This is a genomic window from Clostridium chromiireducens (genome assembly GCF_003575225.1).
GTDB lineage: Bacteria > Bacillota > Clostridia > Clostridiales > Clostridiaceae > Clostridium > Clostridium chromiireducens.
The window spans coordinates 21,371-45,124 of record NZ_QXDJ01000006.1; the positions used below are offsets into that span (position 1 = coordinate 21,371).

General features: G+C 33.6%; 23 protein-coding genes, 1 tRNA gene and 1 other annotated feature. All 24 genes read left to right on the forward strand.

Going from position 1 to position 23,754, the window contains the following annotated elements:
- The first annotated feature begins 9 nt into the window (after positions 1–9).
- The 24 genes from cysS (at position 10) to rplW (ending at position 23,745) form a co-directional block, all read left to right on the forward strand.
- A complete protein-coding gene (cysS, locus tag D2A34_RS20645) occupies positions 10–1,410 on the forward strand; it encodes a cysteine--tRNA ligase (protein ID WP_079437617.1) in 1,401 nt (466 codons plus the stop codon).
- A 50-nt stretch (positions 1,411–1,460) separates the two neighbouring features.
- Entirely contained in the window at positions 1,461–1,871 is a 411-nt protein-coding gene (locus tag D2A34_RS20650) for a Mini-ribonuclease 3 (RefSeq protein ID WP_079437618.1), read from the forward strand.
- 30 nt (positions 1,872–1,901) lie between these two features.
- Complete coding sequence (gene rlmB / locus D2A34_RS20655; RefSeq protein ID WP_119367829.1) at positions 1,902–2,768, forward strand: 23S rRNA (guanosine(2251)-2'-O)-methyltransferase RlmB; 867 nt, start codon at positions 1,902–1,904, stop codon at positions 2,766–2,768.
- A gap of 13 nt (positions 2,769–2,781) precedes the next feature.
- Positions 2,782–3,294, forward strand: a complete 513-nt coding sequence (locus D2A34_RS20660; protein ID WP_119367830.1) for an NYN domain-containing protein — start codon at positions 2,782–2,784, stop codon at positions 3,292–3,294.
- An 84-nt stretch (positions 3,295–3,378) separates the two neighbouring features.
- Positions 3,379–3,999 carry an RNA polymerase sporulation sigma factor SigH gene (gene sigH / locus D2A34_RS20665; protein WP_079437621.1) on the forward strand — a complete coding sequence of 207 codons (621 nt, stop codon included), beginning with the start codon at positions 3,379–3,381 and terminating at the stop codon, positions 3,997–3,999.
- Positions 4,000–4,076: 77 nt separating this feature from the next.
- Positions 4,077–4,152, forward strand: a tRNA-Thr gene (locus D2A34_RS20670).
- A gap of 60 nt (positions 4,153–4,212) precedes the next feature.
- The gene (tuf, locus tag D2A34_RS20675; RefSeq protein WP_079437622.1) at positions 4,213–5,406 is read left to right on the forward strand and encodes an elongation factor Tu; all 1,194 of its coding nucleotides are present in this window, start codon (positions 4,213–4,215) and stop codon (positions 5,404–5,406) included.
- A 181-nt stretch (positions 5,407–5,587) separates the two neighbouring features.
- Entirely contained in the window at positions 5,588–5,737 is a 150-nt protein-coding gene (gene rpmG / locus D2A34_RS20680) for a 50S ribosomal protein L33 (protein ID WP_079437623.1), read from the forward strand.
- Between the two features lie 48 nt (positions 5,738–5,785).
- A complete protein-coding gene (gene secE, locus D2A34_RS20685) occupies positions 5,786–6,016 on the forward strand; it encodes a preprotein translocase subunit SecE (protein ID WP_079437624.1) in 231 nt (76 codons plus the stop codon).
- Positions 6,017–6,054: 38 nt separating this feature from the next.
- Positions 6,055–6,576 (forward strand): transcription termination/antitermination protein NusG, encoded by a 522-nt coding sequence (gene nusG / locus D2A34_RS20690; RefSeq protein ID WP_079437625.1) that lies wholly within the window; start codon positions 6,055–6,057, stop codon positions 6,574–6,576.
- A gap of 70 nt (positions 6,577–6,646) precedes the next feature.
- Positions 6,647–7,072, forward strand: a complete 426-nt coding sequence (gene rplK, locus D2A34_RS20695; protein WP_017210132.1) for a 50S ribosomal protein L11 — start codon at positions 6,647–6,649, stop codon at positions 7,070–7,072.
- 54 nt (positions 7,073–7,126) lie between these two features.
- Positions 7,127–7,816 carry a 50S ribosomal protein L1 gene (rplA, locus tag D2A34_RS20700; protein WP_079437626.1) on the forward strand — a complete coding sequence of 230 codons (690 nt, stop codon included), beginning with the start codon at positions 7,127–7,129 and terminating at the stop codon, positions 7,814–7,816.
- 43 nt (positions 7,817–7,859) lie between these two features.
- Positions 7,860–7,988: a sequence feature (ribosomal protein L10 leader region), on the forward strand.
- 35 nt (positions 7,989–8,023) lie between these two features.
- Positions 8,024–8,527 carry a 50S ribosomal protein L10 gene (gene rplJ / locus D2A34_RS20705; RefSeq protein ID WP_079437627.1) on the forward strand — a complete coding sequence of 168 codons (504 nt, stop codon included), beginning with the start codon at positions 8,024–8,026 and terminating at the stop codon, positions 8,525–8,527.
- Between the two features lie 46 nt (positions 8,528–8,573).
- Entirely contained in the window at positions 8,574–8,939 is a 366-nt protein-coding gene (gene rplL, locus D2A34_RS20710) for a 50S ribosomal protein L7/L12 (protein WP_079437628.1), read from the forward strand.
- 328 nt (positions 8,940–9,267) lie between these two features.
- Positions 9,268–12,978, forward strand: a complete 3,711-nt coding sequence (gene rpoB, locus D2A34_RS20715) for a DNA-directed RNA polymerase subunit beta (protein WP_079437629.1) — start codon at positions 9,268–9,270, stop codon at positions 12,976–12,978.
- Positions 12,979–12,999: 21 nt separating this feature from the next.
- Positions 13,000–16,536: a DNA-directed RNA polymerase subunit beta' gene (rpoC, locus tag D2A34_RS20720; RefSeq protein ID WP_079437630.1), complete on the forward strand. Its 3,537-nt coding sequence runs from the start codon at positions 13,000–13,002 to the stop codon at positions 16,534–16,536.
- A 268-nt stretch (positions 16,537–16,804) separates the two neighbouring features.
- A complete protein-coding gene (gene rpsL / locus D2A34_RS20725; protein WP_008419822.1) occupies positions 16,805–17,182 on the forward strand; it encodes a 30S ribosomal protein S12 in 378 nt (125 codons plus the stop codon).
- A 148-nt stretch (positions 17,183–17,330) separates the two neighbouring features.
- Positions 17,331–17,801, forward strand: coding sequence for a 30S ribosomal protein S7 (rpsG, locus tag D2A34_RS20730; protein ID WP_079437631.1), 471 nt, complete (start codon positions 17,331–17,333; stop codon positions 17,799–17,801).
- Between the two features lie 84 nt (positions 17,802–17,885).
- A complete protein-coding gene (fusA, locus tag D2A34_RS20735; RefSeq protein WP_079437632.1) occupies positions 17,886–19,952 on the forward strand; it encodes an elongation factor G in 2,067 nt (688 codons plus the stop codon).
- A gap of 189 nt (positions 19,953–20,141) precedes the next feature.
- A complete protein-coding gene (gene tuf, locus D2A34_RS20740; protein ID WP_079437622.1) occupies positions 20,142–21,335 on the forward strand; it encodes an elongation factor Tu in 1,194 nt (397 codons plus the stop codon).
- Positions 21,336–21,788: 453 nt separating this feature from the next.
- Positions 21,789–22,097 carry a 30S ribosomal protein S10 gene (gene rpsJ / locus D2A34_RS20745; RefSeq protein WP_008426564.1) on the forward strand — a complete coding sequence of 103 codons (309 nt, stop codon included), beginning with the start codon at positions 21,789–21,791 and terminating at the stop codon, positions 22,095–22,097.
- A gap of 75 nt (positions 22,098–22,172) precedes the next feature.
- Complete coding sequence (gene rplC, locus D2A34_RS20750; protein WP_079437633.1) at positions 22,173–22,802, forward strand: 50S ribosomal protein L3; 630 nt, start codon at positions 22,173–22,175, stop codon at positions 22,800–22,802.
- A gap of 26 nt (positions 22,803–22,828) precedes the next feature.
- On the forward strand, positions 22,829–23,449 hold the full coding sequence (rplD, locus tag D2A34_RS20755) for a 50S ribosomal protein L4 (protein WP_079437634.1): 621 nt from the start codon (positions 22,829–22,831) through the stop codon (positions 23,447–23,449).
- Positions 23,449–23,745, forward strand: a complete 297-nt coding sequence (gene rplW / locus D2A34_RS20760; RefSeq protein ID WP_079437635.1) for a 50S ribosomal protein L23 — start codon at positions 23,449–23,451, stop codon at positions 23,743–23,745. Before rplD ends, rplW begins: the two co-directional genes overlap by 1 nt.
- The last annotated feature ends 9 nt before the right edge of the window (positions 23,746–23,754 follow it).

The window sequence follows — 23,754 nt, forward strand, 5'->3', positions numbered from 1 at the left end:
GGTAGATTAATGAGGGTATATAATACTTTAACAAGGCAAAAAGAAGAGTTTATCCCTATTATCCCAGGTGAAGTTAAAATGTATGTTTGCGGACCAACTGTTTATAATTTCTTCCATATTGGTAATGGGCGAACATTTATTGTCTTTGATACTATAAGAAGATATTTGGAGTATAGAGGATATAGAGTTAGATTTATTCAGAACTTTACTGACATAGATGATAAAATGATTAATAAAGCAAATGACGAGGGTATTACGGTAAAAGAACTTGGAGATAAATATATAAAAGAGTACTATCAAGATGCTGATGCACTTAGGATAGAAAGAGCAACTGTTAACCCTAGAGCGACAGAATATATTGAAGATATAATTAAATTTGTTGAACAGTTAATTGAAGCGGGATTTGCTTATGAAGTTGATGGAGATGTATATTATAGCACGAAGAGATTTGATGGTTATGGCAAACTGGTTGGTCAAAATCTAGAAGATTTACAAACAGGAGCAAGAATATCTGTTGATGAAAGAAAAAAAGATCCTATGGATTTCGCGGTGTGGAAAGCTCAAAAGCCAGGTGAACCAGCATGGGATAGTCCTTGGGGATTAGGAAGACCTGGTTGGCATATAGAATGTTCATGTATGGCGAAAAAATTACTGGGTGATACAATCGATATCCATGCTGGTGGTATGGACTTGAGATTCCCGCATCACGAAAATGAGATAGCACAAAGTGAGGCTGTTACAGGCAAACCTTTTGCAAATTATTGGCTACATGCGGCATTTGTTAATGTAGATAACAAAAAAATGTCTAAATCATTAAATAACTTTTTTACAGCAAGAGAAATTCTTGAAGAATACGATGCCGATGCAATAAGATTTTTAATGTTATCAGGACATTATAGAATTCAAATAAATTTTACTAAGGAGCTACTAGACTCAGCAAAATCATCAATAGAGAGATTATATAACTGCATAAATAATCTCGAAAATCTAACAAATGAGGTTAAGAAAAAGACTATAGAAGAAGATGAGTTAAATTACTTAAGGTCTTTAGATAAATATCGCGATAAATTTATTGAAAAAATGGATGATGACTTTAATACAGCAGATGCAATTTCTGTACTATTTGACTTAACAAGAGATATTAACAATAATGTTGATATAAATTCATCAGCTGAACTATGTAAAAAATCAAATGAGTTAATTAGAGAACTTGGAAAGTCACTTGGTATTCTTCAAAGCCAGATGAGAAAGGATTTGGAAAGCGAGATTCAAGAACTTATTGAACAGAGGCAACAGGCAAGGAAAAATAAAGATTTTGCTTTAGCAGATAAAATAAGAGATGACCTCAAGAGTAGAAATATAATTTTAGAAGATACACCACAAGGGGTAAGATGGAAAAAGATTGATTAATTATAGGAAAGGGTTGCAATTTTGCAACCCTTATTAAAAGGAGAATTATAATGCTAGGTGACTTAAGAACAAGAGAGTTTTCAAAAGATGAAGCGAGAATTTTAAATCCACTTCAATTAGCGCTAATAGGAGATGCAGTATTTGAGGTTTTTATTAGAAGCTATATATTGACTAAAAATACGGCATTATCAGCAAATAAGATTCACGTTAAGGCGATAGGGTATGTAAAAGCAAAGAGTCAGTCCCATATAATGCATGAAATAGAACAATATCTAACTGAGGAAGAAGAGACTATCTATAAAAGGGGAAGAAATACTAAATCTGCTACTGTTCCTAAAAATGCAGATGTAAGAGATTATAGAATGGCAACAGGATTTGAAGCATTAATTGGATATTTGTACTTAATAGGGGACAAAGAAAAACTAGAGTTTATACTTAATAAAAGTACTGAGTTAATATAATAAATTGATATATACAAAGGAGCGCTTATAATGCAAGATAAAACAAAACAATTCAAAACAAGAAGAAAAGGGAATAAACCTGAAAGTAAAAATGAGAAGTTCAATATAAATAATGAACAATATAGGACTAAGGATAAAAGCGAGGATTCGGAGGTTCGAGAAAGAAAAGATATAATTATTGGAAGGAATGCAGTAATTGAGGCTTTAAAAGGAGATGGGACAATTGAGACGTTATATATATCTAATAGCAAATTGGAAGGATCTATAAATACAATTATAAGTATAGCAAAAGAGAAAAAGGTCTTAATAAAAGAAGTCGATAAAAGAAAACTTGATTCTATGTGTGATGGAGAAACCCATCAAGGTGTAATAGCAAAAGTGACACCATATAAATACTCAGAAGTATCTGATATATTGGCTTTGGCAGAGGAAAAAGGAGAGCATCCATTTATAGTAATATTGGATGAAATCGAGGATCCACATAATTTAGGATCTATAGCTAGAACAGCTGAATTATTTGGTGTCCATGGAATAATAATTCCAAGAAGAAGGAGCGCGTCTGTAAGCGCTACAGTATATAAGTCTTCAGCAGGGGCTATAGAGCATGTAAAAATAGCAAAGGTTACGAACTTAAATTCAACAATAGAAGAGTTAAAACAGAAAGGGATTTGGGTATATGGGACTGATATAAGAGCAGAAGAATATAGTTATCAAACAGATTTTAGCGGACCATGTGCAATTATAATTGGTAATGAAGGTAGAGGGATTTCTAAACTAACAGTACAAAAGTGTGATAAACTAATAAAAATACCCATGGTTGGAAAGATTAACTCTTTAAATGCCTCGGTCGCTGGTGGTATAATTATGTATGAAGTTTTAAAAGGACGATTAAAATAGAAAGAGGTACATAGTGAAAACTATTTTTGTAGATGGATATAATGTAATAAATAGTTGGCCGAATTTAAAACAAAAAAAAGATTTTAGTTTTGAAGATGCAAGACAAACTCTGATTGATACATTACATAATTACGGTGTTTTTAAAGCTTGCAGGATAATTGTTGTATTCGATGCGCACAAAGTCACAGGAAGCCTTGAGAAAAAAGAAGAAGTGAATAAGCATATTTCTGTAATATTTACTAAAGATGGAGAAACAGCAGATAATTACATAGAGAAAAAAGTAAATACATTAGGCAGAAAACATGAAATAGTTGTTGTTACATCAGATAATTTAGAACAACAAACTATTTTCCAACGGGGAGCAGTTAGAATGTCATCATTAGAATTTTATAATGAAGTGGTTAAGGTTGAAAAGTCTATAAAAATTAAAGCTGATAAAAATCGAAACATACATAAAAATAGTATAGGTGACATTATTGATGATGAGATCGCCAAAATTTTAGAGGAAATAAGGAGAAGCCAGTAATTTCAGTTGACTAACATAATTTTACTGGGTATAATTGTTTAAATGAGTGGTCAGTTTAATGCAGAAGAGAGTTGAGAATAGCAGTTGAAAGGTTTTATAGATTTTAAAGATAAATCAGACGAAGAAATTGTTGCGCAAGCAAAAAGCGGGAATAATAGAGCTCAGGAATATTTAATTTCAAAATATGAGAACTTTGTTAAATCAAAGGCTAAATCATACTTTTTGATTGGTGCAGATAAGGAAGATATTTATCAGGAAGGGATGATAGGTTTATATAAGGCCATCAGAGACTTTAATTCAGAAAAATCATCATCATTTAAAGCCTTTGCAGAAATATGTGTAATAAGACAAATTATAACTGCAATAAAAACAGCTACTAGACAGAAACATATTCCATTAAATACTTATATATCTCTAAATAAACCAATATATGAAGAGGAATCTGAGAGGACTCTTTTGGATGTACTAGCTGGACTAAAAATTTCTGATCCAGAAGAATTAATGATAAGTAAAGAACAAATGGATTACATTGAAGAAAAGATTTCGAAAGTATTATCAGGACTGGAGTTAGAGGTTCTTACATCATACTTGGATGGAAAATCATACCAAGAGATTGCAAGTGATTTAGAAAGACATTCTAAGTCTATTGATAATGCATTGCAAAGAGTAAAAAGAAAATTAGAAAAATGCTTAGATTTAAAGTAAGAATTTGTATTGACAAATAAAAAGAATGATAGTAAACTTTATAATTGGTATATCAAAGAAAATAACAATTATTGAACGCTCACATAGCTCAGTCGGTAGAGCGTCACCTTGGTAAGGTGGAGGTCGTCGGTTCAATCCCGATTGTGAGCTCCAAATAGTAAAATAAAAAACACTAGGCCAAGTTTATTACAAGATGTAGGGAGGAAAATTATAATGGCAAAAGCAAAGTATGAAAGAAGTAAGCCACACGTTAATATTGGAACAATAGGTCACGTAGACCACGGTAAGACAACATTAACAGCAGCAATCACAACTGTATTATCAAAAAAAGGATTTGCAGAAGCGTTTGACTATGCATCAATCGATAAAGCACCAGAAGAAAAAGAAAGAGGAATTACAATCAACACTGCTCACGTTGAATATCAAACAGAAAGCAGACACTATGCTCACGTTGATTGTCCAGGGCATGCTGACTATGTTAAGAACATGATAACAGGAGCAGCACAAATGGATGGAGCTATCTTAGTTGTATCAGCAGCAGATGGTCCAATGCCACAAACAAGAGAACATATACTATTAGGATCAAGAGTTGGTATAGAATACATGGTAGTATTCTTAAACAAAGCTGATATGGTAGATGATCCAGAATTATTAGAATTAGTTGAAATGGAAGTTAGAGAATTATTAAGCGAATATGACTTCCCAGGAGATGATATTCCAGTAGTAACAGGATCAGCATTAAAAGCATTAGAAAACCCAACAGATGAAGAAGCAAGCAAATGTATCTTAGACTTAATGGATGCAGTAGATAGTTATATCCCAACACCAGAAAGAGCTACAGATAAGCCATTCTTAATGCCAGTAGAAGATGTATTTACAATCACTGGTAGAGGAACAGTTGCAACAGGAAGAGTTGAAGCTGGAGTACTTCACGTAGGAGACGAAGTAGAAATCGTAGGATTAAGTGAAGAAAAGAAGAAGGTTGTAGTAACTGGAATCGAAATGTTCAGAAAGTTATTAGACGACGCGCAAGCTGGAGATAATATCGGAGCATTATTAAGAGGTGTTCAAAGAGCTGATATCGAAAGAGGTCAAGTTTTATCAAAACCAAATTCAGTACACCCTCACACTAAATTTGTAGGTCAAGTATACGTACTTAAAAAAGAAGAAGGTGGAAGACATACACCATTCTTTGATGGATATAGACCACAATTCTATTTCAGAACAACAGACGTTACAGGATCAATAAAATTACCAGACGGAATGGAAATGGTAATGCCAGGAGACCACATTGACATGAATGTTGAATTAATCACTCCAATCGCAATGGATGAAGGATTAAGATTCGCTATCAGAGAAGGTGGAAGAACTGTAGGTTCTGGAGTTGTTACTAGTATAGTAGAATAAGAAATTGATCATTGCTATGTAATAGGACTAAGTTGTAGAACTTAGTCCTATTTAAAGGAAGATTGACAACTTAAATATTCTATGATATTGTATAAAAGTGACATTTTAAGCAACGCAAATTAGAAGTGAACAAGAGAGTAAACTCCTTGTTTAAATATATATGAAAACTGGAGGTGCAGTCATGAGAACAAGAATAACTTTAGCATGCACAGAGTGTAAACAAAGAAATTATGATTCAATGAAAAACAAAAAAAATGATCCAGATAGATTAGAAATGAAGAAGTATTGTAAATTCTGTAAAAAGCACACTCTTCATAGAGAAACAAAGTAATTAGCCGAAGTTATGACATATAGTTATTAAAAATAAGGATGTGAAGATATGTCAGCAAAAAACAATGTAAAAACTGAGAAAGCTGTTAAAAGCAATAGTTTGCTTAGTTTTTTCAAAGAGGTTAAGATAGAGGTTAAGAAAATAACTTGGCCTTCAAAAAGTGAGACAAAGAAAGCGTTTGTTGCAGTTTTAACATTCACGCTAATGTATACTATATTAGTTGGTGGATTAGATTCTATTTTCAGCAGCCTCTTTAAAATGATTTTAAATTTGAAATAAAAAGGAGGTTTGGGTGATTTTTAGATCACCTGACAAGTATGAGTGATAGAGCAAGGTGGTATGTAGTTCATACATACTCAGGATATGAAAATAAAGTTAAAGCAAACTTGGAAAAAGCAATTGAAAATAGGAATCTTGAATCATTAATCCATGATATACAGGTACCCATGGAAGAAGTGATTGAAGAAAAAGATGGAAAACAAAAGGTCTCATTAAAGAAGAAATTTCCTGGATATGTGCTTGTAAAAATGTTAATGGGTGATGAAGCTTGGTACGTTGTAAGAAATACAAGAGGCGTAACGGGATTTGTGGGCCCAGGATCAAAACCAGTTCCTCTTTCTGATGAAGAAGTTGAATCGATGGGTGTGTTAGAAATGCCTGTTGATATTGATTTGGAGATAGGGGAGAGCATTAGAATTATCTCAGGACCATTAAGGGATTCAGTAGCTATAATACAAGAGATAATTGTAGATAAACGTAAAGTGAAAGCTTTAGTAGATATGTTTGGCAGAGAAACTCTTGCTGAACTAGACTTTAATCAAGTTGAAAAATTAGTTTAAATAAACTAATTTTAATTAAGTGGGAGAACTAAAAAGTTCGTTATACCACAGTAATAGGAGGAATAACAAAATGGCTAAGAAAGTAACTGGAATGATTAAACTTCAACTTCAAGCAGGTAAGGCAACACCAGCTCCACCTGTAGGTCCAGCTTTAGGTCAACACGGTGTAAATATAATGGGATTCTGTAAGGAGTTCAATGCAAAAACTGCAAATCAAGCTGGGTACATAATCCCAGTAGTTATCACAGTTTATCAAGATAGATCTTTTAGTTTTATATTAAAGACTCCTCCAGCTGCAGTTCTAATTAAGAAGGAAATAGGATTAGAAAGTGGTTCTGGAGTACCTAACAAAACAAAAGTTGGTAAGTTAACTCAAGATCAACTTAGAAAGATCGCTGAAACTAAGATGCCAGACTTAAATGCTGCAAGTGTTGAATCAGCTATGAGAATGATTGCAGGAACAGCTAGAAGTATGGGAGTAACTATTGAAGAGTAATTCGTAAAAATAAGTGGGAGGTAAAAGCCGTTAACACCACAGAGGAGGCAAATTATGGGAAAAAAATACATTGAAAGTGCAAAGCTTATAGATAAGAGTGCATTATATAATCCAGTAGAAGCGTTAGATCTTACATTAAAAACAGCAAAGGCAAACTTTGATGAAACTATTGAATTACATGTAAGACTTGGAGTAGATCCAAGACATGCGGATCAACAAGTTAGAGGAGCTGTTGTATTACCAAATGGAACAGGTAAAACAGTTAGAGTTCTTGTATTCGCAAAAGGAGATAAAGCTACAGAAGCTGAAAAAGCAGGAGCTGATTTTGTAGGAGCTGAAGAATTAGTTCAAAAGATCCAAAGTGAAAATTGGTTTGATTACGATGTAGTTGTTGCAACACCAGATATGATGGGAGTTGTAGGTAGAATAGGTAGAGTATTAGGACCTAAAGGATTAATGCCAAATCCAAAATCAGGAACAGTAACATTCGATGTTGCTAAAGCAATTGAAGAAATTAAAGCTGGTAAAGTTGAATATAGAGTAGATAAAACAGCTATAGTTCACTGTCCAATTGGAAAGAAATCATTTGGTGTTGATAAATTAAAAGAAAACTTTACTGCATTAATGGATGCTTTAGTAAAAGCTAAACCAGCAGCAGCAAAAGGTCAATACTTGAAATCAGTATCTGTTTCAAGTACAATGGGACCTAGTGCGAAAGTTAATCCTACAAGAGCTTTAGATTAGTATTGACTTTACTAAAGTTAAGTGATACAATATTTAATGTTGTAAAAAGAAAATAGTTTTTCCGTAGACAGTGGGTGCGAAAGCGTAAAGATATACTACCCGCCTAGGTTATGTATAATAGATGATATTATAGGCCTTCCTTGTCTACGGGAAGGTCTTTTTTAATAAAAGAAGCAGTTTGTAACTGTGAGGAGGTGGACTACAGTAATGAATAAAAACAGAGAACTTAAGGAAGCGAAGGTTGCTGAAATTAAGGAAAAATTAGAAAAATCAAAAGCTGTTGTTCTTAGTAAGTATCAAGGTCTAAATGTTGAAGAAGATACTGCTCTTAGAAAAAGTTTAAGAGAAGCTGGAGTTGAATACAAAGTATATAAAAATACTTTAGTTACTTTAGCAGCTAAAGAATTAGGCTTAGATGGTATAGCAGAATATTTAGAAGGACCTGTATCTATTGCATTTAGTTATGAAGATGTAACACTAGGTGCAAGACTTTTAAATGATTTCGCTAAAGATCACAAGAAGTTAGAATTAAAAGCGGGTATTGTAGAAGGAGAAATCTACGATGAAGCTAAGATTAAACAACTTGCGACAATACCATCAAAAGAAGTTCTTATTGCAAAACTTCTTGGAAGTATCAAGTCTCCAATATCAAGCTTTGCACGTGTATTAAGTGCTATTGCTGATAGTAAGGGAACTGAATCTGCAGAATAATCAAAAAATAAAATTTTAAGAAAAAATTTCGGAGGTGCTATTAAAAATGACAAGAGAAGATATAATTCAAGCAATAAAAGAAATGAGCGTTTTAGATTTAAATGAATTAGTAAAGGCTTGTGAAGAAGAATTTGGAGTAAGTGCTGCTGCTGCTGTTGTAGCTGGTGGACCTGTAGCTGGAGCTGCTGCTGCTGAAGAAAAAACTGAATTCGACGTAGTATTAGCAAGTGCAGGAGATAACAAAATCAAGGTTATCAAAGTAGTTAGAGAAATAACTGGATTAGGATTAAAAGAAGCTAAAGAAATAGTTGATGGAGCTCCTAAGACAATAAAAGAAGCAGTTTCTAAAGAAGAAGCTGAAGAAATGAAAGCTAAATTAGCTGAAGTTGGAGCTACTGTAGAAGTTAAGTAGTTCATAAAAAAAGGTGCTTTATAAGCACCTTTTTTAAACTACATTTATAAAGCTATATAAAATGCTTATTTTTAAAAAGTAGGTGTTTTATATAGCTTTATAAATGATATGATTCATTTATAATATTTGTTGACAACAAAAATTTCCTATGATATTATAATATAATGTATTATTCACTATGGGATACTATATATTTTATAGTAGAAAAAAGAGTATAATGTGGTGAATAGTGGTTATACTATAAAAAGACGCTGTCCGAAAGCAAAAGTCCTTAGGGAAAGTATGCTTTTGGCTATTTTAGTTTATTTTATACAAGGGGTGAAAATTCATGGTACATCCTGTCCAAGTTGGAAAAAGAACAAGAATGAGTTTTGGTAAGGTTAATGATGTTACCGAAATGCCGAATTTAATTGAAGTACAATTAGATTCATATGAATGGTTTTTAAGAGAAGGGTTGCACGAAGTATTTGATGATATTAATCCTATCACAAACTTCACAGGAAATTTAGTACTTGAGTTCGTAGATTATAAGCTTGATATGGAGAATATCAAGTATTCTGTCGAAGAATGTAAGGAAAGAGATGCAACTTATGCTGCACCATTAAAGGTTTCAATTAGATTACAAAATAATGAAACCGGTGAAATTAAAGAGCAAGAAGTATTTATGGGAGATTTTCCACTGATGACTGAACAAGGTACGTTCGTTATTAATGGTGCTGAAAGAGTTATTGTAAGTCAGCTAGTAAGATCGCCAGGAGTATACTATAACTACTCTATAGATAAGAGTGGTAAAAAGCTGTATTCGTCAACTGTAATTCCTAATAGGGGTGCATGGTTAGAATATGAAACGGATTCTAATGATGTAATCTATGTAAGAATTGATAAAACTAGAAAGTTATCAATTACTATTTTAGCAAGAGCTATGGGATTGGGCAGTGACCAAGAACTGTTAGATTTTTTTGGTGAGGAAGAAAGATTTAGAGCTTCTATAGAAAAAGATAATACTAAAACTAAAGAAGAAGCATTACTTGAGATATATAAAAGATTAAGACCAGGTGAACCACCAACAGTAGATAGTGCTATATCTTTAATTGATACTTTATTTTTTGATGCCAAAAGATATGATTTATCTAGAGTTGGTAGATATAAATTTAATAAAAAACTTGCCTTGAATTTAAGAATTGCTAATCAAGTATCAGCAATGGATATTGTTAATCCACAAACTGGTGAGATTATGATAGAAAAAGGGCAAAAAATAAATAGGTTGATGGCTGAAGAAATACAAAATGCTGGAATTAAATCAGTAGATGTATTAGTAGAGGATAAAGTTATTAGAGTAATTAGTAATAATTTTGTTGATCTAAAAAAGCAAGTTTCTTTTGATGTTTCTGATTTAGGAATAAAGGAACTAGTTCATTATCCTACATTAAGAGAAATATTAGATAATTTTTCAGATGAAGGAAGTATTAAAGAAGAAATAAAGAAAAATATTAGTAGACTTATTCCTAAACATATTATAAGAGATGATATATTTGCGACTATTAGTTATGAGTTAGGATTAGCTTATGGAATAGGTTATGTTGATGATATAGATCATTTAGGAAATAGAAGATTAAGATCTGTAGGAGAATTATTACAAAATCAATTTAGAATTGGTTTATCTAGAATGGAGAGAGTAGTTAAGGAAAGAATGACTATTCAAGACCAAGAATCAATAACGCCTCAAATGTTAATTAACATAAGACCTGTAGCAGCGGCTATAAAGGAATTCTTCGGAAGTTCACAATTGTCTCAATTCATGGATCAAACAAATCCATTATCTGAACTTACGCATAAGAGAAGATTATCCGCATTGGGACCAGGAGGACTTTCAAGAGAAAGAGCTGGCTTTGAAGTTAGAGACGTTCATCATTCACATTATGGTAGAATGTGTCCAATTGAAACACCAGAAGGTCCAAATATAGGTCTTATAAATTCGTTAGCAACTTTCGCAAAAGTTAATGAGTATGGATTTATCGAAACACCATATAGAATTGTTGATAAAGAAGATGGAAGAGCTACAGATGAAATAAGATATTTCACTGCTGATGAAGAAGATCAATGTTTAATAGCTGAAGCAAAGGAACCTATGGATGAAAGTGGGTACTTTATCAATAAAAAGGTCAGAGTAAGACACTTAGAAGATATATTGGTTGTTCCAACAACTGACGTTGATTTGATAGATGTATCTGCAAGACAAATTGTATCTGTTGCAACTGCGATGATACCATTCCTTGAGAATGATGATGCATCAAGAGCACTTATGGGTTCAAACATGCAACGTCAAGCAGTTCCATTATTAAGTCCTCAAGCGCCAATAGTTGGAACTGGAATAGAATTTAAAGCTGCTGTTGACTCAGGAGTATTACCAAAAGCAAAGAATGCTGGAGTAGTTACTTATGTGTCAGGTAGTGAGATTCGTGTTAAGAGAGACTCGGATGGTGGTACAGATGTTTATAAATTATTAAAGTTTAAGAGAAGTAACTCGGGAACTTGTATTAACCAAAGACCGTTAGTTGATACTGGGGAAGTAGTATACAAGAACCAAGTAATAGCAGATGGACCATCTACAGATTTAGGAGAAATTGCATTAGGTAAGAATATAAGAATGGGATTTATAACTTGGGAAGGTTATAACTACGAAGATGCTATGCTGATTTCAGAGGAATTAGTTAGAGAAGATGTCTTCACATCTATGCACATAGAAGAATATGAATGTGAAGCAAGAGATACTAAGCTTGGGCCAGAAGAAATAACAAGAGATATACCTAATGTTAGTGATGATGCATTAAAAGATGTAGATGATAGAGGCGTTATAAGAATAGGTGCAGAAGTAAGATCGGGTGACATATTGGTTGGAAAAGTAACACCTAAGGGTGAAACGGAGCTTACTGCAGAAGAAAGATTGTTAAGAGCAATATTCGGAGAAAAGGCTAGGGAAGTAAGAGATACTTCACTAAGAGTACCTCATGGAGAAGCTGGAATAATAGTTGATATAAAAGTCTTTACACGAGAAAATGGAGATGAATTAAATCCAGGTGTAAATGAACTTGTAAGATGCTATATTGCTCAAAAGAGAAAGATTTCAGTTGGAGACAAGATGGCAGGACGTCATGGTAATAAGGGGGTTATCTCTAGAATATTACCAGAAGAAGATATGCCATTCTTACCAGATGGTAGACCTCTTCAAATATGTTTAAATCCACTTGGAGTACCGTCTCGTATGAATATAGGGCAAGTACTTGAAGTACACTTGGGGTGGGCAGCAAGCCACTTAGGATGGCATATATCTACGCCAGTATTTGATGGTGCGACACAACCTGAGATTACAGAGTGTATGTTAAAGGCAGGCTTTAGAGAAGATGCTAAGACTATATTGTATGACGGTAGAACTGGAGAGCCATTTGATAATCCGGTAACTGTTGGTATAATGTACATCTTAAAACTTCACCATTTGGTAGATGATAAGATTCATGCTAGATCAACAGGACCATATTCACTAGTTACGCAACAGCCATTAGGAGGTAAAGCTCAATTTGGTGGTCAAAGATTTGGTGAAATGGAAGTTTGGGCTCTAGAAGCATATGGAGCGGCACATACACTTCAAGAAATATTAACTGTTAAATCAGATGATGTTGTTGGAAGAGTTAAGACATATGAAGCTATAGTTAAGGGTGAAAATATACCTGAGCCAGGAGTGCCAGAATCATTTAAGGTTCTTATAAAAGAGCTTCAAGCATTATGTTTAGATATTAAAGTTTTAAATGATGAACATGAAGAAGTAACTTTGAAAGAATTTGTTGATGAGGATATGGCAAATATAGAAGTTAATATTGAAGGTGCTGAAGAAATAATGGTGCCAGAACCAGAAATATTAGAGGATGATAGTTATGATCAAAATAGAGATGAAGATATAGATGATATTGATTATGACGAAGGCGTTGATATAGCTGATCTAGAAACTGAATTAGAACTAGATGATTTTAATGATGAACACTAATTTTGAAGGGAGGATTTACCCTTGTTTGAATTAAATAATTTTGATGCAATACAAATTGGTTTAGCGTCTCCAGAACAAATAAGACAATGGTCAAGAGGAGAAGTTAAAAAACCTGAAACAATAAACTACAGAACATTAAAACCAGAAAGAGATGGTTTATTCTGTGAAAGAATCTTTGGACCAATGAAAGATTGGGAATGTCATTGTGGAAAATATAAAAGAGTAAGATATAAAGGGATAGTTTGTGACAGATGCGGAGTTGAAGTTACAAAGGCTAAAGTAAGAAGAGAAAGAATGGGGCATATAGAATTAGCTGCCCCAGTATCTCACATCTGGTATTTCAAAGGAATTCCATCAAGAATGGGATTAATTTTAGATATGTCTCCAAGAGCTTTAGAAAAAGTTTTATATTTTGCGTCTTATATAGTAATAGATCCAAAAGAGACACCTTTATTAAAGAAGCAGCTTCTTAATGAGAAAGAGTATAGAGAAGCAGTAGATAAATATGGTGACGAAAGCTTTGTGGCAGGCATGGGAGCAGAAGCTATTCAAGAATTACTTGATGAAATTGATTTGGAAAATGGATCAAAAGAACTTAAAGAAGAGCTTAAGCAAAGTACCGGCCAAAAGAAAGTTAGAATTATAAGAAGACTAGAAGTTGTTGAATCTTTTAGAAAGTCGGGAAATCGCCCTGGCTGGATGGTTATTAATGTGATACCAGTAATACCACCAGATTTAAGACCTATGGTTCAATTAGATGGTGGTAGATTTGCAACGTCTGACTTAAATGATTTATATAGAAGAGTAATAAATAGAAATAATAGATTGAAAAAATTATTAGATCTAGGTGCACCGGATATCATAGTTAGAAATGAAAAAAGAATGCTTCAAGAAGCAGTAGATGCACTTATTGATAATGGTAGAAGAGGAAGGCCAGTAACTGGACCTGGTAATAGACCTTTAAAATCTCTTTCGGATATGTTAAAGGGTAAGCAAGGTAGATTTAGACAAAACTTACTTGGAAAAAGAGTTGACTATTCTGGTAGATCAGTTATAGTTGTTGGACCAGAATTAAAAATGTATCAATGTGGACTTCCAAAAGAAATGGCTATAGAACTATTTAAGCCGTTTGTAATGAAGAAGCTAGTACAAGATGGAATCGCCCATAATATAAAGAGTGCTAAAAGGATGGTAGAAAGAGTATTACCTCAAGTATGGGATGTGTTAGAAGAAGTAATTTCAGATCATCCGGTATTACTTAACCGTGCACCTACATTACACAGACTTGGTATTCAAGCATTCCAACCTGTACTAGTAGAAGGTAGAGCAATAAAACTTCACCCATTAGCATGTACAGCTTATAACGCTGACTTTGATGGAGACCAAATGGCTGTACATCTTCCGTTATCAGTAGAAGCTCAAGCAGAAGCTAGATTCTTAATGTTAGCTGCAACAAATATTTTGAAGCCGTCAGATGGTAAACCAGTTTGTGTTCCAACACAAGATATGATTCTTGGATCATACTATTTAACGATGGATAAGAATGGTGCAAAAGGGGATGGAATGACATTCTCAAGCAAAGATGAAGCTATAATGGCATATGAAGTTAAAGAAATTGATATACATGCTCAAATCAATGTTAGAATGTTTAGAGAAATTGATGGTATAGTTAAGTCTAAGATAATTAAAACAACAGTTGGAAAGATTATATTTAATGAATCAATTCCACAAAACTTGGGATTAATTAATAGAGAAAATGAAGAAGAAATGTTCAATCTAGAAGTTGATTTCTTAGCTACTAAAAAGTCATTAGGCACGATAATTGATCAATGTTATATGAAGCATGGTCCGGTTAAAACATCTATAATGCTTGATAATATTAAAGCATTAGGTTATCATTACTCATCAATTGGAGCTGTAACAGTTGCTTCATCGGATATTATAGTTCCTGAAATAAAATATGAACTGCTTAAAGAAGCGGATGAAACAGTTGATAAAATTGAGAAAATGTATAAAAGAGGATTCATATCTGATGATGAAAGATATGAAAGAGTTATAGAAAAATGGACTCAAACAACTGAAGACGTAGCTAATGCACTAATGGATAGTCTTGATAAGTTTAATCCAATATATATGATGGCAGATTCGGGAGCCAGAGGTTCTAAATCTCAAATCAAGCAATTAGCGGGTATGAGAGGACTTATGGCGAGTCCATCAGGTAAGATTATTGAGTTACCTATTAGAGCTTCCTTCAAGGAAGGTCTAGATGTTATAGAATACTTCTTATCAACGCATGGAGCAAGAAAAGGTAATGCGGATACAGCTTTAAAGACTGCCGATTCAGGATATTTAACTAGAAGACTTGTTGATGTATCGCAAGATGTTATTGTAAGAGAAGAGGATTGCGGTATAGATAACGGAATCTATGTAAGTGAAATAAAAGAAGGCAGCGAAGTTATCGAGGAATTAAGAGAAAGATTAATAGGTAGATATCCTGCAGAAGATATCGTTAATCCTGCTACTGGTGAAGTATTAGTTGCAAGAAACGAATATATGGATCCAGATGTTGCTGACAAGGTAGTTTCAGCAGGGATTAAAAAAGTAAAAATCAGATCAGTATTTACATGTAACTGTAAAGTTGGTGTTTGTGCAAGATGTTATGGAATGAATATGGCAACAGCTAAAAAGATTGATATTGGAGAGGCTGTTGGAATAATAGCGGCTCAATCAATAGGGGAACCAGGAACACAACTTACAATGAGAACATTCCATACAGGTGGAGTTGCGGGAGCGGATATAACTCAAGGTTTACCTAGAGTTGAAGAGTTATTTGAGGCAAGAAAGCCAAAAGGACTTGCGATAGTAAGTGAAATAACTGGTACTGTTAGAATAGAAGAAACTAAGAAAAAGAGAACTGTTGTAGTAATGAGTTCTGATGGAGAAGAGCGTAGCTACGATATACCATTTGGTTCAAGATTAAGAGTGGCTGATAATGATTATATTGAAGCTGGAGATGAAATCACAGAAGGTTCAGTAAATCCACATGATATAATGAGCATAAAGGGTATAGATGGTGCAAGAAGATACTTGCTTTCAGAAGTTCAAAAAGTTTATAGATTACAAGGTGTTGATATTAATGATAAGCACTTAGAAGTAGTTGTTAGACAAATGACTAGAAAGATAAAGATTCTTGAATCAGGAGATACAGATTTATTGCCAGGAACAATGATTGATATGTTTGACTTCTATGAAGAGAATGCTAGAGTTAGAGAATTTGGTGGAGAAGAAGCTAAAGGAGAACAAACTCTATTAGGTATAACTAAAGCAGCATTAGCGACTGATAGTTTCTTATCTGCGGCTTCATTCCAAGAAACTACAAGAGTTTTAACAGAAGCAGCAATTAAAGGAAAGATTGATCCGCTGGTTGGATTAAAGGAAAATGTAATAATTGGTAAATTAATTCCTGCTGGGACTGGAATGATGAGGTATAGATCCTTAAAAGTAGAAACAGACGAGGAATTAGTTGAAGAAGCTATTGGAGAAATGACTGAAGAATAAACTTTTAATTATATTGACATGTATAAGGTAAAATGATAAAATACAATTTGTGTGATTTTAAATACAAAATCACACAAATAAATGTCAATATAATCAATTTGTGAATTAAATTGATATCTTACGATAAAGAGATCAATTTACTACATAAGATTTAGACATAATTATTGAAATTATATAACGTGATTAAATAAATGTATGTTATATAATCTATTAAATTAGCGTTTATCTTAATTAAAAAATAGATAAATAAATTTCAGGAGGTGAAAAAATGCCAACTATTAGCCAATTAGTAAGAAAAGGCAGAAAATCAGCAGTAGTTAAATCAACTGCACCAGCACTTAAAGAGTGTCCTCAAAAAAGAGGGGTATGTACAGTAGTTAAAACAACAACTCCTAAGAAGCCTAACTCAGCGTTAAGAAAAATTGCCAGAGTTAGATTAACAAATGGATTTGAAGTAACTGCATATATTGGTGGAGTAGGTCACAACTTACAAGAGCATAGTGTTGTTCTTATAAGAGGTGGAAGAGTTAAGGACCTTCCTGGTGTTAGATACCATATTGTAAGAGGTGCATTAGACTGCGCTGGAGTAGCTAACAGATTACAAGGAAGATCAAAGTACGGTGCTAAGAGACCTAAGAAAAAATAGGACTTTTAACAAAGAATAGTGCTTATCTTCAACAGAAGTTATAGATTTAACATAAGTTTATATAGATGTAAGAGATAGCACTTTACGGTATTAGAAAAATGCCGAGTACCGATGAACTTAAATTTAAAATGTTAAGGAGGGAAGAAAAGTGCCAAGAAAAGGACATATTGCAAAAAGAGATGTATTACCAGATCCAGTGTACAATTCAAAAGTTGTTACTAAATTTATAAATAGTATAATGGAAGATGGTAAGAGGGGTGTAGCCCAAAAAATATGCTATGATGCATTTGAATTAATAGCAAAAAGAAGTGGAAAAGAACCTTTAGAAGTATTTGAAGAAGCTATGAACAATGTAATGCCATTACTAGAAGTTAAAGCTAGAAGAATAGGTGGTGCTACTTATCAAGTTCCAATAGAAGTTAGACCAGAAAGAAGACAGACTTTAGGAATAAGATGGATGTTAATAGCAGCAAGAAAAAGAGGCGAAAAGCTAATGCTTGAAAGAGTAGCTGGTGAATTACTAGATGCTTCTAACAATACAGGAGCAGCTGTTAAAAAGAGAGAAGATACTCATAAAATGGCAGAAGCTAATAAAGCATTCGCTCATTACAGATACTAATATATATCAAAAACTGTTTTGGCTTATGCCAAGGCAGTTTTGTCAAATTAAATTATATTTACTCGTTGAGAGGAGGACAAATAAATGGCTAGAAAATATCCTTTAGAGAAATTTCGTAATTTCGGTATAATGGCCCACATAGACGCAGGTAAGACAACAACAACAGAGCGTATATTATTCTATACAGGTGTAAGTCATAAAATAGGGGAAGTTCATGATGGTGCAGCTACAATGGACTGGATGGTTCAAGAACAAGAAAGAGGTATAACAATTACTTCAGCTGCGACTACATGTTTCTGGAAGGACCATGAACTTAATATCATTGATACTCCTGGTCACGTAGACTTCACGGTTGAAGTTGAAAGATCATTAAGAGTACTTGATGGAGCTGTTACAGTTCTTGATGCTAAGAGTGGTGTTGAACCACAAACTGAAACTGTTTGGAGACAGGCGGATAAGTATGGAGTACCAAGAATGATTTATGTAAATAAGATGGATGCAACAGGTGCAGATTTCTTTAGATGTATAAGTACAGTTAAAGAAAGATTAAAAGCAAATGCGGTGCCGATTCAGATTCCAGTTGGAGGCGAAGAAAACTTTAAGGGTATGATTGACCTTATAAGAAATGTTGCTATTATGTATTATGATGATCTTGGAAAAGATATGAGAGAAGAAGCTATACCAGCAGAATATGCTGATCAAGCCGAAGAATACAGAAGTGCAATGATAGAAGCTATTGCTGAAACTGATGAAGAGTTAATGGAAAAGTATTTAGAAGGTGAAGAAATCACTGAAGATGAATTAGTTAGTGCGTTAAGAAAAGCAACAATAGCTAATGAAATTTATCCATGTATCTGTGGATCTTCATACAAAAACAAGGGTGTTCAACAAATGATTGACGGCGTAGTAGCTTACTTACCATCACCATTAGACATCCCTGCTGTAAAAGGAACAACATTAGATGGTGAAGAAGATCAAAGAGAAGCTTCAGATTCTGAACCATTATCAGCATTAGCATTTAAGATTGCTACTGACCCATTCGTTGGTAAATTAGCTTTCGCAAGAATATATTCAGGAATAATGGAAAGTGGTTCTTATGTTCTTAACTCAACAAAAGGTAAGAAGGAAAGAATCGGTAGACTTGTTAAGATGCACTCAAATTCAAGACAAGAAGTTGAAGCTTTAGAAGCCGGTGAATTAGGTGCTGTAATTGGACTAAAGAACACTACAACAGGTGATACTTTATGTTCAGAGTCTAAGCCAATAATACTTGAATCGATGGAATTCCCAGAACCAGTTATAAATGTAGCTATTGAACCAAAAACAAAGGCTGCTCAAGAAAAAATGGGAATGGCATTAGCTAAATTAGCTGAAGAAGATCCTACTTTTAAGACTTGGACTGATACAGAAACAGGTCAGACAATTATTGCTGGTATGGGAGAACTTCACTTGGAAATAATTGTTGATAGACTTACAAGAGAGTTTAAGGTTGAGTGTAACGTTGGAGCTCCTCAAGTAGCATACAAAGAAACAATTAGAAATGCTGTTAAAGCTGAAGCTAAATATGCTAAACAATCAGGTGGTAAAGGTCAATACGGTCATGCTGTAATTGAAATGGAGCCAACTGAAGGTGAATATGTATTTGAAAATGCAGTTGTAGGTGGAGCTATTCCTAAAGAATATATCCCAGCTATCGATGCAGGTATCAAAGAGGCATCTTTAAATGGTATAATTGCTGGATACAATGTTATTAACTTTAAAGTTAAGTTAGTACATGGTTCATACCATGAAGTTGACTCGTCAGAAATGGCATTTAAGATTGCAGGATCTATGGCATTCAAAAATGCTATGGCTAAAGCAAGTCCAGTACTTCTTGAGCCAATGATGAAAGTTGAAGTAACAGTTCCTGAAGAATATATGGGAGATGTTATTGGAGATATCAATTCAAGAAGAGGTAGAATGGAAGGAATGGAAGCTGTTAATGGAGCTCAAGTTATAAGAGCGTTTGTACCATTATCAGAAATGTTCGGATATGCTACTTCATTAAGATCTAGAACTCAAGGTAGAGGTGTTTACTCAATGGTATTCGATCACTACGAAGAGGTTCCAAAGAATATTCAAGAACAAATTGCTGGCAGCAGAGCTAAGTAATAGATAATATGTAACTTTGGTTAATACCTATAGTTTAAGTGATAGTTTATAAGATATAATTATTTTGAATAATTTTTATATAAATGGTAAAAAACTTAAATAATAGATATAGATATTAAAATATCTATAAGTTATAATATTTACGAAAAGATTCATTAAATTATTGTCTATCAAGGGAGGAAAATTATAATGGCAAAAGCAAAGTATGAAAGAAGTAAGCCACACGTTAATATTGGAACAATAGGTCACGTAGACCACGGTAAGACAACATTAACAGCAGCAATCACAACTGTATTATCAAAAAAAGGATTTGCAGAAGCGTTTGACTATGCATCAATCGATAAAGCACCAGAAGAAAAAGAAAGAGGAATTACAATCAACACTGCTCACGTTGAATATCAAACAGAAAGCAGACACTATGCTCACGTTGATTGTCCAGGGCATGCTGACTATGTTAAGAACATGATAACAGGAGCAGCACAAATGGATGGAGCTATCTTAGTTGTATCAGCAGCAGATGGTCCAATGCCACAAACAAGAGAACATATACTATTAGGATCAAGAGTTGGTATAGAATACATGGTAGTATTCTTAAACAAAGCTGATATGGTAGATGATCCAGAATTATTAGAATTAGTTGAAATGGAAGTTAGAGAATTATTAAGCGAATATGACTTCCCAGGAGATGATATTCCAGTAGTAACAGGATCAGCATTAAAAGCATTAGAAAACCCAACAGATGAAGAAGCAAGCAAATGTATCTTAGACTTAATGGATGCAGTAGATAGTTATATCCCAACACCAGAAAGAGCTACAGATAAGCCATTCTTAATGCCAGTAGAAGATGTATTTACAATCACTGGTAGAGGAACAGTTGCAACAGGAAGAGTTGAAGCTGGAGTACTTCACGTAGGAGACGAAGTAGAAATCGTAGGATTAAGTGAAGAAAAGAAGAAGGTTGTAGTAACTGGAATCGAAATGTTCAGAAAGTTATTAGACGACGCGCAAGCTGGAGATAATATCGGAGCATTATTAAGAGGTGTTCAAAGAGCTGATATCGAAAGAGGTCAAGTTTTATCAAAACCAAATTCAGTACACCCTCACACTAAATTTGTAGGTCAAGTATACGTACTTAAAAAAGAAGAAGGTGGAAGACATACACCATTCTTTGATGGATATAGACCACAATTCTATTTCAGAACAACAGACGTTACAGGATCAATAAAATTACCAGACGGAATGGAAATGGTAATGCCAGGAGACCACATTGACATGAATGTTGAATTAATCACTCCAATCGCAATGGATGAAGGATTAAGATTCGCTATCAGAGAAGGTGGAAGAACTGTAGGTTCTGGAGTTGTTACTAGTATAGTAGAATAAGAAATCTTTGATTTAGATTTCAATTAATAAAAGCAAGGAATAAGTTTCCTTGCTTTTATTTTCAGATGTGATAAAATGTTTATGAATTTTTAATATAAGTACATCGAGATAAAAAGTAGAAATAAAAAAATACATAAAAATATTGTAATGGAATCAAAAAGATATAAGAAAAGTTAAGATAAAATACAAAACAAAAAAAGTTGAAAAAATGTAAAAAAAAAAGCTTGAAATGACAAAGCAACAATAGTATAATTAAGAAGTTGCATAGCATACAGCGAAGATTCGAGAGGTTGCCGGACTTCCGGGTAATTCTTGATGAGCAAGTTTGGATCTAGAATCCGACGGCAGGGATTAAGTAGAATGTTGGAGTGTTGAGAAACACCTGGAACAGTTTACAGAACAATCGCTGTTGTGCGTTAGAAGTAAAACGTACATAAAAAGGAGGGAAATGAAATGTCAAAGCAAAAAATAAGAATTAGATTAAAAGCATTTGATCATACAATATTAGATCAATCTGCTGAAAAAATCGTAGAAACTGCAAAAACAACAGGAGCTAAGGTTGTAGGTCCAGTACCTCTACCAACTGAAAAAGATGTTGTTACAATATTAAGAGCGGTTCATAAGTACAAAGATTCAAGAGAACAATTTGAGATAAGAACTCATAAGAGATTAATCGATATTGTTAATCCGTCACCTAAAACAGTTGATGCATTAATGAGATTAAATCTTCCAGCAGGTGTTGATATAGAAATCAAACTATAATACTGGAAATAATATAAAAAAACGGCTAGTTATGATTGTTAACAGTCCGCTAATTAGTTTGGGAGGTGTAAATACATGAAAAAAGCTATAATTGGAAAGAAAATAGGAATGACACAAATTTTTGATGAAAAAGGTAAGGTGATTCCTGTAACTGTAGTAGAAGCTGGCCCATGTGTTGTTGTTCAGAAGAAAACATTAGAAAATGATGGATATGAAGCAATACAAGTTGGTTTCGATGAAATAAGAGAAAAGTTAGCTAATAAGCCAAGAAAAGGTCATTTTGCAAAGGCAGGAGCTACTTTAAGAAGAACTCTTAAAGAATTTAGATTTGACGATATAAGTCAATATGAAGTTGGTAATGAAATAAAAGCTGATGTATTTGAAACAGGTGAAAAGGTTGATGTATCTGCAGTATCTAAGGGAAAGGGCTTCCAAGGATCAATTAAGAGATGGAATCAACAAAGAGGACCTATGACTCACGGTTCTAAGTTCCATAGAGCACCAGGTTCAATGGGAGCTTCATCAGATCCGTCAAGAACATTCAAGAACAAGAGAATGCCAGGACATATGGGATCTGTTAATACAACAGTACTTAATTTAGAAGTTGTTAAAGTAATAGCTGAAAAGAATTTAATACTAATTAAGGGTGGAATCCCAGGACCTAACAAGGGTACAGTAGTAATTAAAAATACAGTTAGAGCTTAATTTCTTTAGAGAAAGGAGGAAATAAAATGCCTACAGTAGGAGTATTTAATAAAGAAGGAAATAAAGTTGCAGATATGGAGTTAAATGAAAGTGTATTTGCAGCAGAAATTAATGAAAATGCGTTACATCAAGTAGTAGTTGCATTATTAGCTAACAAAAGACAAGGAACTCAATCAGCTAAAACTAGATCTGAAGTTAGAGGAGGCGGAATTAAGCCTTGGAGACAAAAGGGTACTGGAAGAGCAAGACAAGGTTCTATCAGATCACCACAATGGATCAAAGGTGGTATTGTATTCGCACCAAAACCAAGAGACTATAGAGTTTCAATTCCAAAAAGCATGAGAAAGGTTGCTATGAAATCTGCTTTAACTAGCAAGGTTCAAGATAATCAAATGATAGTTCTTGATTCATTAAATTTCGAAGCACCAAAAACTAAAAATGTAGTAGAAATGCTAAAAGCTTTAGAAGCAAATAAAGCGTTAATCATAACTGCAGAATCAAATGAAGTAGTTTATAAATCAGCAAGAAATATTCAAGGAATAAGTGTTATTCCAGCAAACAACATCAATGTATATGATTTATTAAAATATGAGAAATTAATCATAACTAAAGATGCTGTATCAAAAATTGAGGAGGTGTACGCATAATGAAATTAACTAGCCATGATATAATAAGAAAGCCAATTATAACTGAAAAGAGTATGGCGTCTATGGCCGACAAAAGGTACACTTTCATAGTTCATGCTGATGCTAATAAATCTCAAATAAAGAGAGCAGTAGAAGAAGTTTTTAATGTGAAAGTTGAATCAGTTAATACTATTAACGGCTTAGGTAAGACTAAGAGAGTGGGCGTACATGTAGGTAAGAGATCAGACTATAAGAAAGCTATCATTACATTAACTGAAGAAAGCAATGGAATTGAATTCTTTGAAGGAATGCAATAGTAGTACAAT

Bases quoted from the DNA above. Each gene is read 5' to 3' on its own strand.
- cysS (WP_079437617.1), top strand. From the start codon at position 10: ATGAGGGTATATAATACTTTAACAAGGCAAAAAGAAGAGTTTATCCCT.
- D2A34_RS20650 (WP_079437618.1), top strand. From the start codon at position 1,461: ATGCTAGGTGACTTAAGAACAAGAGAGTTTTCAAAAGATGAAGCGAGA.
- rlmB (WP_119367829.1), top strand. From the start codon at position 1,902: ATGCAAGATAAAACAAAACAATTCAAAACAAGAAGAAAAGGGAATAAA.
- tuf (WP_079437622.1), top strand. From the start codon at position 4,213: ATGGCAAAAGCAAAGTATGAAAGAAGTAAGCCACACGTTAATATTGGA.
- rpmG (WP_079437623.1), top strand. From the start codon at position 5,588: ATGAGAACAAGAATAACTTTAGCATGCACAGAGTGTAAACAAAGAAAT.
- secE (WP_079437624.1), top strand. From the start codon at position 5,786: ATGTCAGCAAAAAACAATGTAAAAACTGAGAAAGCTGTTAAAAGCAAT.
- nusG (WP_079437625.1), top strand. From the start codon at position 6,055: ATGAGTGATAGAGCAAGGTGGTATGTAGTTCATACATACTCAGGATAT.
- rplK (WP_017210132.1), top strand. From the start codon at position 6,647: ATGGCTAAGAAAGTAACTGGAATGATTAAACTTCAACTTCAAGCAGGT.
- rplA (WP_079437626.1), top strand. From the start codon at position 7,127: ATGGGAAAAAAATACATTGAAAGTGCAAAGCTTATAGATAAGAGTGCA.
- rplJ (WP_079437627.1), top strand. From the start codon at position 8,024: ATGAATAAAAACAGAGAACTTAAGGAAGCGAAGGTTGCTGAAATTAAG.
- rplL (WP_079437628.1), top strand. From the start codon at position 8,574: ATGACAAGAGAAGATATAATTCAAGCAATAAAAGAAATGAGCGTTTTA.
- rpoB (WP_079437629.1), top strand. From the start codon at position 9,268: ATGGTACATCCTGTCCAAGTTGGAAAAAGAACAAGAATGAGTTTTGGT.
- rpsL (WP_008419822.1), top strand. From the start codon at position 16,805: ATGCCAACTATTAGCCAATTAGTAAGAAAAGGCAGAAAATCAGCAGTA.
- fusA (WP_079437632.1), top strand. From the start codon at position 17,886: ATGGCTAGAAAATATCCTTTAGAGAAATTTCGTAATTTCGGTATAATG.
- tuf (WP_079437622.1), top strand. From the start codon at position 20,142: ATGGCAAAAGCAAAGTATGAAAGAAGTAAGCCACACGTTAATATTGGA.
- rpsJ (WP_008426564.1), top strand. From the start codon at position 21,789: ATGTCAAAGCAAAAAATAAGAATTAGATTAAAAGCATTTGATCATACA.
- rplC (WP_079437633.1), top strand. From the start codon at position 22,173: ATGAAAAAAGCTATAATTGGAAAGAAAATAGGAATGACACAAATTTTT.
- rplD (WP_079437634.1), top strand. From the start codon at position 22,829: ATGCCTACAGTAGGAGTATTTAATAAAGAAGGAAATAAAGTTGCAGAT.
- rplW (WP_079437635.1), top strand. From the start codon at position 23,449: ATGAAATTAACTAGCCATGATATAATAAGAAAGCCAATTATAACTGAA.